The organism is Mesorhizobium sp. M0518 (assembly GCF_040321125.1).
In the GTDB taxonomy this organism is placed as follows: Bacteria; Pseudomonadota; Alphaproteobacteria; order Rhizobiales; family Rhizobiaceae; genus Mesorhizobium.
In genome coordinates this window covers 199,145-216,697 of the sequence record NZ_JAMYQY010000012.1, presented here as the reverse complement: position 1 = coordinate 216,697, position 17,553 = coordinate 199,145, and the positions used below count along the sequence as shown (strand labels likewise).

At 57.7% G+C, this 17,553-nt stretch carries 17 protein-coding genes; all 17 read left to right on the top strand.

Going from position 1 to position 17,553, the window contains the following annotated elements; genetic code table 11:
- Nucleotides 1–14 precede the first annotated feature (14 nt).
- Complete coding sequence (locus NKI66_RS19240) at nucleotides 15–896, top strand: glycosyltransferase family 2 protein (RefSeq protein ID WP_352752570.1); 882 nt, start codon at nucleotides 15–17, stop codon at nucleotides 894–896.
- Nucleotides 893–2,161 carry a polysaccharide biosynthesis protein gene (locus tag NKI66_RS19235; RefSeq protein WP_023808549.1) on the top strand — a complete coding sequence of 423 codons (1,269 nt, stop codon included), beginning with the start codon at nucleotides 893–895 and terminating at the stop codon, nucleotides 2,159–2,161. Before NKI66_RS19240 ends, NKI66_RS19235 begins: the two co-directional genes overlap by 4 nt.
- Nucleotides 2,154–2,930 carry a class I SAM-dependent methyltransferase gene (locus NKI66_RS19230; protein ID WP_023808548.1) on the top strand — a complete coding sequence of 259 codons (777 nt, stop codon included), beginning with the start codon at nucleotides 2,154–2,156 and terminating at the stop codon, nucleotides 2,928–2,930. Before NKI66_RS19235 ends, NKI66_RS19230 begins: the two co-directional genes overlap by 8 nt.
- A 5-nt stretch (nucleotides 2,931–2,935) precedes the next feature.
- Nucleotides 2,936–3,745, top strand: coding sequence for a class I SAM-dependent methyltransferase (locus NKI66_RS19225; RefSeq protein WP_081734723.1), 810 nt, complete (start codon nucleotides 2,936–2,938; stop codon nucleotides 3,743–3,745).
- The gene (locus NKI66_RS19220) at nucleotides 3,723–4,880 is read left to right on the top strand and encodes a glycosyltransferase (RefSeq protein WP_031212201.1); all 1,158 of its coding nucleotides are present in this window, start codon (nucleotides 3,723–3,725) and stop codon (nucleotides 4,878–4,880) included. The genes NKI66_RS19225 and NKI66_RS19220 overlap by 23 nt, the downstream gene beginning before the upstream one ends.
- A complete protein-coding gene (locus NKI66_RS19215) occupies nucleotides 4,877–6,019 on the top strand; it encodes a glycosyltransferase family 4 protein (protein WP_023808545.1) in 1,143 nt (380 codons plus the stop codon). The genes NKI66_RS19220 and NKI66_RS19215 overlap by 4 nt, the downstream gene beginning before the upstream one ends.
- 57 nt (nucleotides 6,020–6,076) lie before the next feature.
- Nucleotides 6,077–6,511, top strand: a complete 435-nt coding sequence (locus NKI66_RS19210; RefSeq protein WP_127295725.1) for a hypothetical protein — start codon at nucleotides 6,077–6,079, stop codon at nucleotides 6,509–6,511.
- A gap of 152 nt (nucleotides 6,512–6,663) precedes the next feature.
- Complete coding sequence (locus NKI66_RS19205; protein ID WP_352752564.1) at nucleotides 6,664–7,722, top strand: Fic family protein; 1,059 nt, start codon at nucleotides 6,664–6,666, stop codon at nucleotides 7,720–7,722.
- Between the two features lie 655 nt (nucleotides 7,723–8,377).
- Nucleotides 8,378–8,704, top strand: coding sequence for a hypothetical protein (locus NKI66_RS19200; protein WP_352752562.1), 327 nt, complete (start codon nucleotides 8,378–8,380; stop codon nucleotides 8,702–8,704).
- Nucleotides 8,705–9,036: 332 nt separating this feature from the next.
- On the top strand, nucleotides 9,037–9,357 hold the full coding sequence (locus NKI66_RS19195; protein ID WP_023808541.1) for a hypothetical protein: 321 nt from the start codon (nucleotides 9,037–9,039) through the stop codon (nucleotides 9,355–9,357).
- 121 nt (nucleotides 9,358–9,478) lie between these two features.
- Complete coding sequence (locus NKI66_RS19190) at nucleotides 9,479–10,288, top strand: tyrosine-protein phosphatase (protein ID WP_023808540.1); 810 nt, start codon at nucleotides 9,479–9,481, stop codon at nucleotides 10,286–10,288.
- The gene (locus NKI66_RS19185; RefSeq protein ID WP_031212196.1) at nucleotides 10,288–11,070 is read left to right on the top strand and encodes a polysaccharide biosynthesis/export family protein; all 783 of its coding nucleotides are present in this window, start codon (nucleotides 10,288–10,290) and stop codon (nucleotides 11,068–11,070) included. The genes NKI66_RS19190 and NKI66_RS19185 overlap by 1 nt, the downstream gene beginning before the upstream one ends.
- A gap of 29 nt (nucleotides 11,071–11,099) precedes the next feature.
- Nucleotides 11,100–13,478 (top strand): GumC family protein, encoded by a 2,379-nt coding sequence (locus NKI66_RS19180; protein ID WP_352752560.1) that lies wholly within the window; start codon nucleotides 11,100–11,102, stop codon nucleotides 13,476–13,478.
- The gene (locus NKI66_RS19175) at nucleotides 13,366–14,625 is read left to right on the top strand and encodes a tetratricopeptide repeat protein (protein WP_352609920.1); all 1,260 of its coding nucleotides are present in this window, start codon (nucleotides 13,366–13,368) and stop codon (nucleotides 14,623–14,625) included. Before NKI66_RS19180 ends, NKI66_RS19175 begins: the two co-directional genes overlap by 113 nt.
- Nucleotides 14,622–15,953, top strand: a complete 1,332-nt coding sequence (locus NKI66_RS19170) for an O-antigen ligase family protein (RefSeq protein WP_352752558.1) — start codon at nucleotides 14,622–14,624, stop codon at nucleotides 15,951–15,953. Before NKI66_RS19175 ends, NKI66_RS19170 begins: the two co-directional genes overlap by 4 nt.
- Before the next feature lie 144 nt (nucleotides 15,954–16,097).
- Nucleotides 16,098–16,979 carry a glucose-1-phosphate thymidylyltransferase RfbA gene (rfbA, locus tag NKI66_RS19165; RefSeq protein WP_224696618.1) on the top strand — a complete coding sequence of 294 codons (882 nt, stop codon included), beginning with the start codon at nucleotides 16,098–16,100 and terminating at the stop codon, nucleotides 16,977–16,979.
- Between the two features lie 3 nt (nucleotides 16,980–16,982).
- On the top strand, nucleotides 16,983–17,534 hold the full coding sequence (gene rfbC, locus NKI66_RS19160) for a dTDP-4-dehydrorhamnose 3,5-epimerase (RefSeq protein ID WP_023808534.1): 552 nt from the start codon (nucleotides 16,983–16,985) through the stop codon (nucleotides 17,532–17,534).
- Nucleotides 17,535–17,553: the final 19 nt, after the last annotated feature.

Sequence of the window (17,553 nt, the reverse complement as noted above, 5' to 3'; positions counted from 1 at the left end):
TTTAAGCGTAAGCTCTGAAATCGTCATGTGTCGAAGCCCTCAAAGGCTCCGAACATCGTCCTTCACGCCGATCACCGAAAGGTGCCGTCGCGACATCGCTTACGTTCAATCGGCGGGATCGCGTTGCGGCGCTGGTTCAGCAACTGTTGCGTACGGACTGCCCATTGCAGATATGCGTCCATGTCGACGGTTCGACCGATGGAACGAACGAAGCGCTTGCGGAAATCGCATCTCGCGATGCCAGTTTGGTGGTCACCACCGGCCCGAATGACGGCAGAGGCCGCGCGATGTTTTCGGCGATTGCTTCCGCCACTGGCGACTATTGCATGGTCTTCGATGATGACGACGATCTCTTCACCGATCGCTTGCCGGAAGTCTGTGAGCACCTCTCGCAGAGAAGTGTCGATGAGAAGATTGCGGGTTTTGTGTTCTCGATGGCTCTTGGCCACCCAGAGACGGCAGCAGAGCCATTTCCATCGGAACGGACAAACCTGATAAAGATGCGGGCCGACGAACGGGTGGTCGGCGACAAGAAGGAGGTCATCAAAACTCCTTTGCTTAAACGGGTTGCCGTGCCCCCAGCGGGGCGGTTCCGCCGTGTTCCAACATCTCTTCTCTGGTCCAGATTGGCGATCGAATACGACGTTATCTGTGTCAATGTCGAGATTGGACGAAAACGATATTTGCCGGAGGGGATGACGGCAAGGATTCGGCTTCTTCAGCGGCAAAATGCATACCCGATGTTGTTGCTGAACTTGAACTACATCAAGGCGTTCTGGCTAGGACGATATCGGTCGGTTCGGTTCCTGGGCAAGGCGGTTCTTGCCTGTTTGAGCTTTGGTGCCTTGAGTTTCCCGTTCTTGCTCAAGAGGTCATTCGTGCGGGTGACTTCATGAAAGAAGCCAGCCTGTGGAAGTTGGTGGAAGCCATCGTAATACGAATTGTTCCTGGTCTTCTGAACATAGCGACGTTGCTGTACATCGGCAGCCATCTGGAGACTGGACAGTACGGTATTTTCAGCACGACGATTGCAACAGTTTCATTTATTTCGACACTTGTTTTTGGAGTCGCGACCTATTCGATAATGCCGGTTTCCGCAAAAATGCATGCCGCGGGAATGGGTAGAGAGTACGTATCGTCCATCTTGACCGTGCTGGCAGTTGTGGCGTTGTTTGTCGTCCTGTCTGGACTGGCACTGACGTGGCTGGGATTTGGCAATGCCGTTGCCGCGACCATCATCGTTTCTTTCGGCTTGCACACCGCACTTCAAGAGATTTTGAGGTCACAACTGCGCTTGTGGGCGTACGGTTGGTCGGCGATTGGCCAGGCCGTCGCATACCAGGCAGGAGCTATAGTCCTGCTTGTCGGAGATGCGAAAGTAGGCTCGGCTCTTGCAGCCTTTTCGCTCAGCTATTTCGTCGGAGCGCTGATTTCATTTGCCTTGCTGGGACCTAGGAATCTGAGACGGCCTGGCTTTTCCTATCTTGCCGGGTCTCTGGTCACTGGCTGGGGATTTGTGTTGAGCAATCTGGCCGAGAGCGGCGTGTTTGTCGGCATCCGATACATAGTTTTGTTGCTTGGCTCCGAGACCCATCTCGGTGTCTTCTCGTTTTGTGTCGATCTTTCACAACGGTCCGTCGGCTTCTTCATGAATGCGGCCAGCTTCGTTTTCGTGCCAAGGGCGTTTCTCAGCGCCGCAAATGGAAACGTCAGGGAGTTTCGGCGCGGACTGTTCGAGGGAGCGGCCATCGCACTCATTTTTGCGACCGCGGCGGCGGCCGGAATAGTTGGCCTGTTTTTCTCGGGCCATGCCTCCGGATGGCTGGGGAAGTCTTTTGACCCTGTGGTGTTCGGGATCGTTTCTTGTGCTGTTCTGATCAACAGGACGAAAAAGGTGATCATCGATCCGTTTGCGCTTCGGTCGAGCAAAGCGATGACGTTGACCTATTCCTACGCGATAGGGGCGTTGGCTTGCTGTTGTCTGGCGGCATTGGGCCTTTGGTGGCGGGTGCCGCTTGGCAGTGAAATGGCGTTTTTGTTCGGATATGTCGTTGCCGCTGCCTGTTCCTTTTTCGCATTGAGGAATGTGATTGCAGACCAAGGGCCTGATGCGAAACAGCGCACTGTTTTGGTGGTCGGGCCGGATGCCAGAAATGAATGAGAAGAAAGCACTCTACGACGAGGAAAACAGGCGCATCGTCCATGTCGGCACGGTGGCTGATGACGACTATTGGGATTCTCACTGGGCCGAAGGGATTGTCTTGAGGCCGGATCGCTTTGTCGTTGAAACCACCAGGCGATACCTGACCGGATCGGCCAAGATCCTGGACGCTGGATGTGGCTTGGCCAATACGGTCCATGGCCTCCACCAGGCAGGCTTTTCCGCCTACGGGATCGACTTCGCGCAGAAGACCGTGGGGATGGTGAACCGTGCCGCGCCCCATTTGCAAGTGACCGTGGGGGATGTTCGAGCAACGGGCTTCGCGGACGAATTCTTCGATGGGGTGTGGTCTCTGGGGGTGATCGAGCACTTCTTCGACGGTTACGATGAGATCGCATTGGAGATGAGGCGCATCATCCGGTCAGGAGGAGTTGCCTTCGTGACAGTGCCGAGCATTTCTCCTCTCCGACGGCTGAAGATCAGAATGGGTCTCTATCCCAGGTTTTCAGGTGAACAGGCCGGATTTTACCAGTTCGTTCTTGAGCCGTCTTCGATTGTTTCCAGTTTCGAACAGTACGGCTTCAAGCTTCTGGGATCACAGCCAAGGGGAGGCTTCAAGGGGCTGAAGGACGAGACATTTTTCTCCAAGCCGATGCAGGCCTGGTACGACAGCAAGAATGGAATCCTGAGAGGTTTGCGTGCTGCTGCGGACCGGTTGCTCGGCCCATTTTCGCATCATACGCGGCTCTACATCTTCCACAGGATATAGCGCGGATGTCAAATCCGAGTGGGCGCAGATCGCCAAACGAAACCGGTGGTGAAGCAGTGTCGATATTGCGAAAGTTTGTTCGCGCGAATGTGGCCATTTCCGAGTTCCTGGACAGTGCTCTGCCGCGGCGCCTTCGCATCGACGGCAACCGTACCTTTGCGACGGAGATAGCACCTCCCTTACTTACCTCAAACGCACGGGTTTACGATCTTGGCGGGGGTGCCAGGCCGTTCGTCAGTCTTTCGGAGAAGCGGCGCCTGGGGCTTTTTGTCGTTGGGCTCGACCTCGACGCGGAAGAGTTGTCGAAAGCGCCACGCGGAATATACGACGAGGAGATTGAAGCGGACCTTACCTCGTTTAGGGGGAGGGGCGATGCTGACGTCGTCATTTGCCAGGCAACGCTCGAGCACGTCCGTGATGGCGAGGGTGCCGTGCGCGGCATTGCCAGTTGCGTGAAGCCGGGAGGCATGGTTGCCATTTTCTCGCCCTCGCGCAACGCCGTTTTTGCCAGATTGAATCGGGTCCTGCCGGAGGGGATGAAGCGACGGCTGCTTTTTGCGATCTATCCTGAAAAGGGCATGGGTCATGACGGGTTTCCGGCCTTCTACGACAAGTGCTTGCCCAGTGACGTCGAGACAATCGCAAAACGGAACGACCTGGAACTTGTCGAGCGCCGTCTGTTCTGGAAAAGCTCCTACTTCTATTTTTTCGTGCCGGCCTTTCTTGCCTGGCGCATCTGGTTAGGCGTTTCGGCCCTGTTTCTCCGCAAGGATGCCGCTGAAACCTACGCCTATGTCTTTCGGCGAAAACAGTGAGTTCCCGCGGCTCATGAAAAGGAAGCTCGCGCTGATCGCCATTCCGCTCGACAGAAGAGGCGGTGCCGAAACCATTCTGAAACTTGTTGCGCGCGCACTCGCGAGGCGACCCGACTGGGACGTCGAAATCGGCTTCTTGGGTAGCCAGGCGGCGGGCGAGGCCGCTGGATCACACCAGGACGGAATTCGGTGCAGCTACGGCTTTGGCGGCGGCAAGGCCATGAGCGAGTTTTTGCTCGCCCCGCGGCTGCTCCGGCGTCGGTACGATTTGGTGTTCTCGAGCCACGCACGGGTAAACTCGTTTCTGGCTGCCGCTCGAAGCATTGGACTTCTCCGCAGCCATAGGCTGGTCGCCCGCGAGTCCACGGTACTTCTGGATCGTTTCAAGGGTCCTCGCGCGCTCGCTTACAAGGCGCTCTACGCTGCCTATGGCAGCCAAGACATGATAGTCGCGCAAACGAGCTATATGAATGAACGCTTGCGTGACGTATTGCCCCGGCGAGCAATCGCCAAGTTGTGTACTTTGCCCAACCCGGTCGACGACGATCTCATCGTCAAAATGTCGATGGAGGCATTGTCCGGGCACGACGCCGAGATACTTTCCCGCCGTCCACAGATAGTCTGGTGCGGCCGGCTGATTGATGTGAAGCGTCCGACGATCGCGGTTGATGTGCTGGCCGAAGTCAGACGAAGGACCGGCGAGGATTATGGGCTGACCATGGTTGGCTCTGGCCCCATGGAAGCGGAGTTGAGAGCCCGCGCCGGCAAGCTTGATCTGGCCTCGCGACTAAATCTGCTCGGCCAGAGAGACAACCCGTTTCCGCTGTTTCGCGCAGCGCGTGCCGGCATGCTCACGTCGGCGACGGAGGGATTTCCCAACGTCCTTCTGGAAATGATGGCTTGCCGGATTCCCGGCATCGTCACCACCCCCTGTGCGGGAGATCTGGACATGCTGTCGGGCCTGGAGATTTCAGCCGGCTTTGGCGCGTCGGAAATTGCGGAAGCACTGCTGAAGGTCATTCAAGTCGGTGACCGGTCGGCCTTGTACGGAAAGACCTTGTCGGAAAGATCGCCGGATCGGTTTGCGGATATGCTGTTGAGAGCGCCGTCGTCATATCCGGGTGGGCAGAGATGACGGCCGTTGCTCGCAACAAGATAGTCGTCTCGATAAACACATCCTGGAATGTCGTCAATTTCCGCAAGGGACTGATCGAGGCGCTGCGGAGCCGTGGCTATGACGTGGTCGTCGTCGCGCCGAGAGACGAGTATTCTCCGCTGATTGGGGCCATGGGCTGCCGCTATGTCGAACTCGACATGGACAATTCCGGCACGTCACCGTTGCGGGATTTGGTCCTTCTGTGGCGCTACTGGCGTCTCTTGCGGCGCGAGAGACCGCTGGCGTTTGTCGGCTTCACGATCAAGCCCAATGTGTTCGGCTCCATCGCGGCCAATCTGAACGGCATTCCCGTCATCAACAACATTTCGGGATTGGGGACGGCGTTCGTCCGCGGTGGTCTGCTGCTCAGGATTGCCAAGGCCTTGTACCGGGTGGCATTGGCCCGTTCCAAAATGGTTTTCTTCCAGAATGACGATGACCGGATGCTGTTCGTCGACGAACGTCTGGTTCGCAAGGATCGAACCGCGCTTTTGCCTGGCTCCGGCATCGACCTCGTGCGTTTTGCCCCGTTGTCCGAAGCGCGCACCGGGTCTGGCGCCATCGTCTTTCTTCTCGTGGCCCGGCTTCTCTGGGACAAGGGTGTCGGCGAGTTCATCACGGCGGCCCGTCGGGTTTGCCGTGAGGTGCCCGGAGTGCGTTTCCAGCTACTCGGCTTTCTTGATGTCGAAAACCGGACCGCGGTCAGCCGCGAGCACGTGGAAAAATGGGTTGGCGAGGGATTGGTCGAATATCTCGGCTCCACCGAGGATGTGCGGCCTTTCATGCGTGCCGCCGATTGTGTCGTGCTGCCCTCCTACAGGGAGGGAACGCCGCGCTCGCTGCTCGAGGCGGCTGCGATGGGCAAGCCGCTGATCGCAACCGACGTGCCAGGATGCAGGGAAGTGGTGGACCACTCCGTCAATGGCTTCCTATGCAAGGTGAGGGACCCTGATGACCTTGCGAGCAAGATGGTCGAGTTTGCGCGGCTGGACGGCTCGTCCAGGGACAGAATGGGGGCACAGAGCAGAAACAAGGTCGAGCGGCAGTTTTCGGAAAGGATCGTCATCGAGAAGTACATGCAGCAGATAGAAAGACTGAGCGCCCTTGCGACGAAATGAGCGGACCGGCCGCACAGGGTCGGATGGAGGATGGTTTTGTCAGTCAGGAGCATAGCGTTGCTTGCCGTCGTGGCTGTTTTGTTTGGTGTTGGCTTTCTGGGCATCATCGTGATGCAGAGGGGCGGCCCGTCCCCCGCGAAGCCGGTAGCCGAGCTCAAGCCGTTTGACGGCAAGCTCGCAATCCCATCGGTCGATGATCTGCGCGTCGGCGGTCGCAAGATCCTGCTGTGCGGAGCGGCGTTTTCCAGGCCTCAGGCTATGCGCCTCCTGGTGACGGAAGCGGCGCGCCGAGACTACCAGGGGCTCGTCCTGGCCTGCAAACCTGTCGGTGCCGGAACACCTTGCGACGGCAAGATCGCCTCCAGGGTTGGCGATACCCTTGTTGTGCAGTGCTTGACGGCCGAGGGCGAAGATTTGGCCACCATACTTACGCAGGGCGGAATTCTCTGCGGCCAGCCGGTTCAGGCCGGCGCAACGTACAAACCTTGCTGAGCAGGTCGCCAGTAAAGACCGGAGCCTCTTGCGGCGAAGTGAGTGGGTCTTGTTCTCAAGCTGGCCGGCTGCCCGTATTTGGGTATTTATGGGTCCTTTCTTGGGTATGTCGGTTCTTGAATTTTCGGGTATTTGTGGGTATATTTGTGGGTATGACCCTGAAGATCGACTCTCTGCAAATTACCACCGAGATCCTTGCCCTGGTCTCGGAGATCGACGAATTCAAAGGGGCTTGGCGAGCGCTGGGCGCGCTCGCTCCGGAGCGCCTATCGGCTCTGCGCCGCGTTGCGACCATCGAGAGCATCGGCTCTTCTACCCGTATCGAAGGAAGCAGGCTTACTGACGGCGAAGTGGAGCGGCTGCTCGCCAACCTCGACATCAAATTCTTTGAGTCCCGAGACGAGCAGGAAGTCGCCGGATATGCGCAGGTCATGGAATTGATCTTCGCGCATTTCGATGCGATTGATCTGACCGAAAACCACCTGACACAACTACACCGTGACCTGCTGGCGTTCAGCAACAAGGATGAACGCCATCGCGGTGCATATAAGACACTCGCCAATAATGTCAGTGCGTTCGATGCCGACGGGAAAGAGATTGGCGTCATTTTCGAAACGGCGACGCCCTTCGATACACCAAAGCGGATGAAGGAGCTTATCGAGTGGACTCGCAACACACTCAACGAGCAAAGCCTGCACCCTCTGCTCGTCGTCGCAATCTTCACGGTGGTGTTTCTGGAGATACACCCATTCCAGGACGGGAATGGACGGCTGTCGCGCGTTCTGACGACGCTCCTGCTGATGCGCAGCGGATATGCGTATGTGCCTTACTCTTCCCTCGAAAGCGTGATTGAGAACAGCAAGGAAGGCTACTATCTGGCGCTACGCCAGACCCAGAAGACGATCCGCAGCCCGAACCCCAATTGGCAGCCATGGGCTGTGTATTTCCTGCGCGCTCTGCAGCAGCAAAAGCGGAGGTTGAAGAAAAAAATCGAGCGGGAACGCCTTGTGCTCGGCACGTTGCCCGAACTCTCGCTGCAAATCGTTGAGGCCATCAATGAGCGTGGGCGCATAACCATCAGCGAGATCGTCAACTTGACAGGTGCAAACCGAAACACCGTCAAAAAACACTTGGCCATTCTGGTCGAAGCGAACCATCTGGCCCAACATGGAACCGGCAAGGGAACGTGGTACGGCCAAAATAGGCGGTAAAGGCTCCAAGTCTGAGGCACGTCGACTTGGTGAATTGGATCGAGGTGGGGGCATGGAGCCAGATCTCTATGGCCGAGAGATGAGGAATGGGTAGCCGAGCCGGCCGTCTACCCCGTTGGCCGCGATTGGTATCGAGCCGATCTCGAATTACATGCTGTCAGCAGGAATATCTACACCGAAAATGTATCTATAATTCAATATATTAGCTTGGGTGTCGGAAGGTTTGGCGCGCTCAGCTTGGTCAAATCTTATCGAGCCAGTCACCGCGGAAAGGAGACCTCAAATTTTTGCCCGATAATAAGAAACCTGTGAAAGTTAGTCGAAAACTATTAATGCGATTTGGCTAAAGTACTGTGCTCGGACAGACACGCATCAGCTTAAATCGCCTCGCGCGCGCGAAACAGGTTGGAATTGTGGCCAAAAACTGGTACGCGCTGATGCACTGCCTTTGACTGGGTGCGTCTGAAGTGGTGCAGCAAGAAGGGATCGAAGACTGATGAACCTTGTGGTCAAAACTGCGCTTGCCGTATTTGTCGTGTCAATCGGGTTTGGTCCAGCTTCATCGTTTGCCCAGGATGCTTCGTGCAGCTGCGCGACACCCTATCAAGGTTCGGCAAACCCGATCGGATCCATCCGTTCCGCCATCGGTGATGTGATGGTGTCGCAGACGGCGGGCTATGGCGCTGCCAAGGTTGGAAGCGCGCTCGATTTCGGCAGCCGTGTGGTGGTTGGCGCCAAGGGCGCGGCCTCCGTTCTGGTCGGCGGCTGCAATCTGGAGGTTTCGGCCAATTCGAGCCTCGACGTTTCCCGCCTTGGCGACGACATTTGCCTCAAGCTTGTCGGCTCGGAGCAGACGGCTGCTATTCAGCCCTCCGGCGGCGGCGCTGGGTTCGGTCCGCCGGAGACGATTTTCGCCGGGGCGCTTCTGACGTCTGGCGTGCTCGCGGCGACGCAGGACGACGACAACGGCGTCAGCCGCTGACGAAGATATGGCGGCGTCGGCCGCTGTAGAGAAGGGTCTGGATAGGTTGGCGGGCCGGCTGGTTTATTGGGTTTGTTAACCATATTGTTCTATTGCTTGGGGCGGGGCGGGCTGTAATTCGTACCAACAGGGCGAGTTACAGATTTTGGTGGGGTAAAATGATGAGTTGCCATCGGTTCGGGGCTGCTTTTGCTTTTGTTGCATTCGTCGCAGGGGGCGTCCTGTTCGCCGAGCCCGAGGCTGTAGCTCAGCAAACCTGTTCCTGTCTTGCGCCCGTGCCGGCGTCCGAAGACGCGATAGGTCGTCTTACGCAGGTCCGGGGTGATGTCCAGATGTCCCAGGCCGGCGGCTATGCAGGGGTGGATGCCGAGGCGCCGGTGTATGCGGGCGCGCGCATCATGACCGGGTCGCAGGCGTCTGCTTCGCTGGCTATCGGAGCCAATTGCGCGCTCGATATTCCAGCCAATGCCACCGTCAAGGTCGACCCTATCGAAGGCGGCATGTGCGTTTCGCTTGAGACACCATCTGCGACGATCGTACCCGCCAGCTCAGAACCTGGCATGCTGCCGGTTCTCTTGGGCGGCGCCGCCGTCGGTGGTGCCGTCGCCCTTATTATCGGCCTGCAGGATGACGACGACGCGGTCAGCCAATAGGCGGGATACGACCCCCGTTGTTTTGCGTAAATTTGTCAAATGCGTCATTCGCCTTCATGCGGGTGACGCGTTTCTATTTTTGTCGAGGCGAAGCTTTGCCTCCTCTCAACCAGAAACGCCAATGATCGACCTGCATTCACATATCCTGCCCGGTCTCGATGACGGTTCTCCTGACTTGGCCATGTCGCTGGAGATGGCACGGCTGGCAGTCGCCGACGGTACAACGCATATGGCATGTACGCCGCATGTAATGCCTGGGGTTTATGAGAACGCCACGCAAAACATTGCCGAGGCTGTTCAGGCGTTGGAACTGGAGCTTCATCGCGCTGCCATACCGCTTACCCTATACGTTGGCGCTGATGTTCATCTCGCGCCTGATCTTTCCGATCGATTGAGGCTTGGTACGGTGCCGACTCTGAACGGATCCCGCTATTTCCTGTTCGAACCGCCACATCACATTCTGCCTCCGCGGCTCGAAGACTTCGCCGCGCGTCTCATAGGCGCCGGCTTCGTGCCGATCCTCACTCATCCAGAGCGGTTGACCTGGATCAAGGCGAATTACGACGTCATCGAGAGGTTGAATACGCTAGGCTGCCTTATTCAGCTCACGGCTGATTCTGTGACGGGGGCCTTTGGACGTACGGCGCTCTACTACTCGGAGAAGCTGCTGGATGAGGGCAGGGTGGATATTGTCGCCTCCGACACGCACGGCGCCAGCCGGCGGCGGCCAGGGCTTTCGCAGGCGGTTGTCGCCATCGCGAACCGGTGTGGGGAAGATGAGGCTTACAACATGGCAGTGAAACGCCCGGACGCGATATTGCAAAATCGGCCGCTCGTGCCCATCGGAAAGCAAAGCGCGAGGAAATCGGGCGGCAGCAGTGCGGGGCGGTTTGGCGGATTGGGCCGGTTGTTCAAGAGCGGGGCTCTTTGATGGGCATTTTCGATCTTGCAAGAAGTCATGCGGGCACCGTGCCCGCTTTGCTCGCATCGCTAGCAATATCTGCTTGCGCAAGCACTTCGTCGACATCGACGTCCTCCACCAGTTCTGTCGATGCGCTGCAGCCGATGGCGTCTTCATCGGCGCTCTCAGGCGGTGGTACGCTGCAGGTGGTCAAGGATCTCCCGCCGCCGCAGAATACCCAGAACGGCAGCGAGCAGCCGCTGTCTGCCAACGATGTACTCGAGGTCAGTGTGTTTCAGGTCGATAATTTGAACAGAACAGTTCAGGTCGACGCGGGCGGGCAGATTTCGCTTCCGCTGATTGGAACCATGACTGCAGCCGGCAAGACCGTTCGTCAGCTCGAGAAGGAAATCGAGACTGCCTACGGTGAAAAGTACTTGCAGTCGCCTGACGTGACGATTTTCGTCAAGGAGTCGATTGGCCAGCGCATCACGGTCGATGGTGAAGTCAACAAGGCCGGCATTTATCCGGTGTCCAGCAGCGCTTCCTTGCTCGACGCGATCGCCCTTGCCGGAGGGTTCAATCCGGTCGGTGATGCCGGCAAGGTCTTCGTCTATCGCAATGTCGGCCAAAACAAGCTGGTCGCAAATTACAATGTCGAGGAAATCCGCGCCGGCAAGAACCGCAACCCGCGGATCTATGGCGGCGACGTGGTCGTCGTTTTTGCTTCGAAGTCGAAAATCGCGATGAACAATTTGAAGGATGCGCTGGGCCTCGCCTCCAGCGCTGCCCGCATTGCGGTCATTCCGTAGACACGGACAACTCCAGGATCACCTCGCGCATGCTCGATCGTAACAGGCAGCCCCAACTTGCCGGACCCGGACATGGCCAGGCCCTGTCCGCGGACTCCTATTACGACGTGCCGCAAAACTACGGTCCCTATGGTCGCGACTATGCGGGCCAGGATGAGGGGTTCAACCCGCTCAAGCTGCTTTTATACATCGTCCAGTATCGCTGGCTGATCGTCATGATGGCGGCGGCCGGGCTCGTTGCCGGCGTCATCGTGACGATGATGCAGACACCAAAGTATCAGGCGATGACGCAGCTCGAAGTTCTGGTGCCTTCGGCGAAAGTGTTTCAGGACATTGAGGTTGTTTCCGAAAACAGCGACGTCCGGGCCTTCCTGACCGCTCGGGAGAAGCTGAAGAGCCGGGCATTGGCTCAGCGCGTGGTGTTCCAGCTTGGGCTTAGCGAAAAACCGGATTTTCTGTTTCCGACGCCGAGCTTTTCCCCGAGCAATATTGTCTACCGTGCGTTCGGGATGTCCAAGTCACCCTCCATTGAGGAGAAAACGCCCGAAGAGCGCGAGGCAATTGCGATCAAGCGCATCCAGGAAGATCTGACTGTCAATCTGATCACCAATACAAGCCTGCTATCGATCACCTTCGTCGATCAAAAGCCGAAATATGCAAGCGACGTTGCCAATCAGGTTGCGCAGAGTTTTATCGATCAACGTCTCGATCAGACCAGCGAGACCTCTGATCTGGCACGGCAGTTCATCCAGGAACAGGTTTTGCAAGTGAAGCAAAAGCTGCAGACCTCCGAAGAGGAACTGGTCACCTATGCAAAAGATGCCGGCATCACGGTTACCGGCGATGACAAATCGCTGATCGGCTCAAACATCGAAGCCCTGAACACCGCCCTGGCCACTGCAATCCAGGAGCGTCTTGATGCGGGGCGGGTGGTCGATCAGATAGAAAAGGGCCGCGGGTCGAGCCTCGGTCCGGTTCTGGAAAGCGAAGGTTTGCAGAAGCTTAGCGACAAGCTGGCGGATCTGACCAGCCAGTATCAGCAGAAATTGGGCATCCTGAAGCCCGGTTTTCCGGAAATGCAGCAATTGCAATCGCAGATCAAGGAACTGCAGCGACTCTACAACAACGGCGTGCTGGCGATAACCGATTCGTTGCGGCTGAAATATCAGGAAGCGCAGAACAAGGAAACCGACCTCAAGTCCAAGCTCGCGGAGATGGAGAGGCAGCAGGTCGTCTTCAACGACAAGAATATCAAATACACGATCCTGAAACGCGAAGTCGACTCCAACCGGTCGCAGTATGACAGCCTTATCGCCAAGCTGAATGAAGTCGGCGTTAGCTCGGAGCTCAAGACGCAAAGCGCTGCGATAGTCGATTTCGCTTCGCTGCCCACAGCCCCCTATTCTCCACGTCTGAGCATCAATCTTGCAGTCGCTCTCGCGCTTTTCATGGCCCTGGCGGCATCGATCATCTACATCATCGAGTTGCTGAACAACACTTTCACCAACCCGGAGCAGATCGAGAAAGATCTGGGGCTGGCGATGCTCGGCATCCTGCCGCTTGTCGGTGACCGCGAACTCATAGCCAGCATCGCCGATCAAAAATCCGGGCTCTCCGAGGCCTATCGTTCGCTGCGAACATCGCTGCAGTTCTCCGGTGCGGAGGGCGCGCCGCGATCGCTGCTGGTGACCAGTTCGGAACCGTCGGAAGGCAAGTCGACCACGTCGTTCAAGCTTGGCCAGGATTTCGCGGCACTCGGCGCAAGGGTTCTGCTTGTCGACGGCGATCTCCGCAAACCCAACCTGCACCGGCTGTTCGGCCTCGACAATGCGATCGGGTTGAGCAACCTGCTGACAAATACCGTTCGCAAGGACGATCTGCCGAGCATTTTCAGACCGACGAAATACCCCAATGTCACCGTGCTGACGTCCGGAACGATTCCGCCGAATCCGGCCGACCTGCTCTCGTCGCCGAAGATGGCGTTGATCTTGACCAATCTAGGCAAACGCTTCGATCTGGTCATCATCGACGCCCCGCCGGTCGTCGGTCTTTCCGACGCACCAATCCTCAGCCGGCTTGCCGAAGGCACATTGATGGTCGTTTCGACCAATCAGGTCACACGCAAGTCAGCCAAAACGGCACTCAAGCGTCTGCGCTCAGCCGGTGCGAACGTGATCGGAGCGGCGATGTCGAAATTTACGGTCAACAAATTCGATTACAATTACGCCTATAAATACATGAACTATCAGTACTACGACTATGGCGCGAGTACCCCGAAAATTGAGGGCAAAGTCGATGACGGAGCAGGCCAGCCCGCTCACGCGAAATCTCCGGCGTTCAGGCGTTTGGTTCGTCGCCTCCGTTCTGGTGTTGGCGGTTTCGTCGATAGGGCTAAGTCGGCTTCTTGAGTCGGAAACGCCGGCCGTCTCGCTTGCGCTTGATCCCTTGAACACAGATGCCTTGATAGGCGAAATTGCCGGTCGGTTGAGCGAAACAGGCGACGGTGTTGATCTCGACGTCTTGGCAGCAAAGGCGAGGGGCGCGCTTCGTTTCAACGTCGCGGACGCCCGGCTCTACAGCCTGATAGGCGAGATTGAGTATCGACAAGGCGAGAAAGACGAGGCTTTTGAACTCTTCGACCAGGCTCGAAAGCTGTCCAAGACCGAAATCCATTCGCTTCAGAGATCGATCGATCGCTCGATCGAGGTGGGCGATCTGTCAAAGGCCGTTGCCGAGATCGACACGTTGCTGCGCCGGTGGCCCGACAGATTTCCAGTCATTGCGGCAGGCTTGCCGGCTATTCTTTCAAACCCGGACGGATATCAGGCTGTCCTGGCAGCCTTAAGGATCGAGGCGCCGTGGAGATCCAATCTTTTCTCCGCCCTTGGTAAGGATCCGCGGGGCCTGCGCGTCGCAAATCAACTGTTGCTTGACCTTGCCGGATCGAGCTCACGACCGACGTCGAAGGAATTGTCTGCCGTAATCGACGGGTATATCCGGCAGAAGGAATACGAGGCGGCCTATCGGCTGTTCCTGTTCAGTCTGTCCGATCAGGAGCGGACACTGGCCGGATACATTTTCAACGGCGGCTTTGAGCATATCCTCAGCGACAAGCCATTCGACTGGCAGGTTCGCGACCGCTCCGGTCTGGAAATTACCTTTGCCGGGGCGCGCGATGTCGGCGAAAGCGATAGCGGAGCGACTGTCCGGTTCCTGAATACGCCGGTAAAGAACGCCGCGCTCCAGCAATACGTTGGATTGCCTCCCGGCTCCTACAGGATTTCCCTGATCGCCTCCGCGAGAAACCTGAAGCTGCCCAAACAGTTGTTCTGGTCCATCAGATGCGCGGATCCGGCGGGCGAAATAGCGCGGTTCAACATTCCGGAAGGCACATTCAATCGGCGGCAGTTGAGCCTGGATTTCGCGATCGGACCAGGCGCGTGTCCCATGCAATTGTTGCGGCTGGAAACAGCTGCCATCGCTGAGAGCTGGCGATTTCGGTACGTTGGCACGCTGGTCATGCACAAATTGAGCATCGAAAGAGTTTCATCTTGAGAGAGCGGTCAACCCGGTCCACGGAATGGGAAAAATATCTGCTTGGGTCGGTTCTTTTCCTGTCAGTGCTGATTGGCGGCGGCACCGCGAGCGGTCTCTATACCGAAGCGCTGATCGAGGTGGCGGCGATTGTCGCGGCCGCGGCCGTCATTTCAAGGCCGTCGGAGCACGGCATCCCTCGCTCGGCCCTGTGGTTGCTTGCTCTGGGCCTAGCCGTGTTCTGTTTTCAGATCGCGCCGCTGCCTGCCGCCCTGTTGAGCGGATTGCGGCCTGAGGTTTTACTTGCAAATCCATGGCTGAGCGGTGAAACCGGGCTGCGTTTCGTCAGTGTCGGCGTGGGACGTACGATCGAGTGTCTGTTGTACTTCGTGGCGATGGCTGCATTCTTTCTGAGCGTCACCCGCCTGCGCCCAGATCAGGTCTACGGTCTTCTGCCCTTCTTTTTGATGGGTGTCATCTGTAACGGATTGGCTGCGGCGATCCAGTATTCGCTCTCCGACACGGTTGCCATACAGGGTTTGCTGCCGTTCACGATCAATGCGGGACTGTTTGCCAACCAGAACCATTTTTCAGCTTTGCTCTTCGTCTCCATCCCCTTCGTCGTCTACTACGGCCTGTTTCGCGGGCACCTTCTGTCCGGGTCGCTCGGCTTGATAACGCTGCTGCTGCTGCTTCTGGCCGCCGGTTCGCGCGCCGGTATTCTGATAGGGCTGGCGATCACCATAGTATCTGTCGTCTTTCTGTCCGCGCGCTCGAGGCTGGGCGGGTATGGAATACCCGCTGTCTTCATCGGGCTTTCGCTTTACACCATCGGGGCGTGGACGAAGATCGATGCGGAAGTGGTTGACCCGGCCTTTGGACGGGCCGAATTTGCCCGCACGACGATCGCGGGAATTGAAGAGAACTGGGCGACGGGCGTCGGCTTTGGCAGTTTTCCGAAGGTCTACCAGATTTACGAAAAGGGAGAGATGATCTTCAAGCCCTACGTCAATCACGCCCACAATGATTATCTGGAATTGGCACTTGAAGGTGGCGCGCCTGTTGTCTTTCTGGTCGCGGCCTACTCGGTATTGCTTTTTGCGTTTTCCCTTGCGGCACGGCGAGATCCGCTGCAGAAAATGGCATTTCTCTCAGTATCGTTTCTGCTCGTCCATTCCCTGGTCGATTATCCCTTGCGAACGGCGGCGCTTGCGATGACTTTCGCCTATATGAATGGCATCATCTTTCACAAGGGATTCGCTGGGCGGTTAAGCCAGAGAGGCGAGTCGACCGAGGCCCATGATGACAATCTGCTTGTTCCCGTCAGGCCGGCCTTGGCAAGACGATAGCAATGCGTCGCCTGGAATTGGCCATGGATTGGCGCTGGACCGTGACCCGGTCGTTTGCCGAACGCCGAGATTGACAAGCCATTGCATGGAACCTAAGCACGGGCGGCTGGGGCCGGGGGGTTCAGGCATGTCAAGGAGAGCTTCTTGAAAGGAATTATCCTTGCTGGAGGCAGTGGAACGCGTCTTTATCCACTAACATTAGCAGTCTCTAAGCAAATTCTGCCGATATACGACAAGCCGATGATCTATTATCCGCTGAGCGTTCTGATGCTCGCGGGTATCCGTGAAATTCTGATCATTTCGACGCCGCGTGACCTGCCGGTTTTTCGCGATCTGCTTGGCGATGGATCGGAGTTCGGCCTCGACCTGTCCTATGCCGAGCAACCGCAGCCCAACGGGCTGGCGGAGGCCTTCATCATCGGCCGCAATTTCATCGGCAAGGACAACGTGTCGATGATCCTCGGCGACAACATCTATTTCGGCGACGGGCTGTCGCAGCTTTGCCGCGACGCAGCCTCGCGCGAAAAGGGCGCTTCGGTGTTCGCCTATCATGTCGAGGATCCCCAGCGTTATGGCGTGGTTTCCTTCGACAAGGCCACAGGAACGGCGCTGACGATCGAGGAAAAGCCGCAGGTGCCGAAATCCAACTGGGCGGTCACCGGTCTCTACTTCTATGACAACGACGTCGTCGACATCGCCCCTGCCATCCGTCCCTCGGCGCGCGGCGAGCTCGAGATCACGGCGGTCAACAATGTCTACCTCGAGCGCGGCCAGCTGCATGTGCATCGGTTGGGGCGCGGCTTTGCCTGGCTCGACACCGGCACGCATGACAGCCTGCATGAGGCCTCGTCATTCGTGCGCACCATCGAGCACCGCCAGGGCATCAAGGTCGCCTGTCCCGAAGAGATCGCCTTTGAACAGGGTTGGCTGACAGTGGACCAGGTTCTGCGTCGCGCCGACCACCTGGGCAAGAATGAATATGCCGCCTATCTGCGCCGGCGTGTCGTCGACCTGTCGGAGGGCTAGGCGTTGGAGGTCAGGCCCCTTGGCATCGATGGCGTGCTGGAAATCGTGCCGAAGCGACATGGCGACGCGCGCGGCTTCTTCGTGGAAACCTACAATGCCGAGCGCTTTTCGCAGGCCGGCATAGACCTGGCTTTCGTGCAGGACAATCATTCCTATTCCGCCGCGGCGGGCGTCTTGCGAGGGCTTCATTATCAGCTTGCGCCGCGCGCGCAGGACAAGCTGCTGCGCGTCATCCGGGGCAGCATTCTCGATGTGGCCGTCGACATTCGCCGCGGTTCGAAAACATTCGGAAAATGGGTCGCTCTCGAAGTGTCGGCCGAAAAGGGCAACCAGATTCTGGTGCCGAAAGGCTTCGCGCACGGCTTCGTGACGCTCGTGCCTGACACCGAGGTCCTGTATAAGGTGACCGACACCTATTCGCAGGCGCATGATCGGTCGATCCGTTTCGACGATCCCGACATCGGCATCGAATGGCCGTCATTGACCGGCGGGTTCCAGCTCTCGGACAAGGATCTCAAGGCGCCGCTGCTGGCCGCCGCCGAGGTGTTCGCCTGATGGGTTACGTGAGGACAGC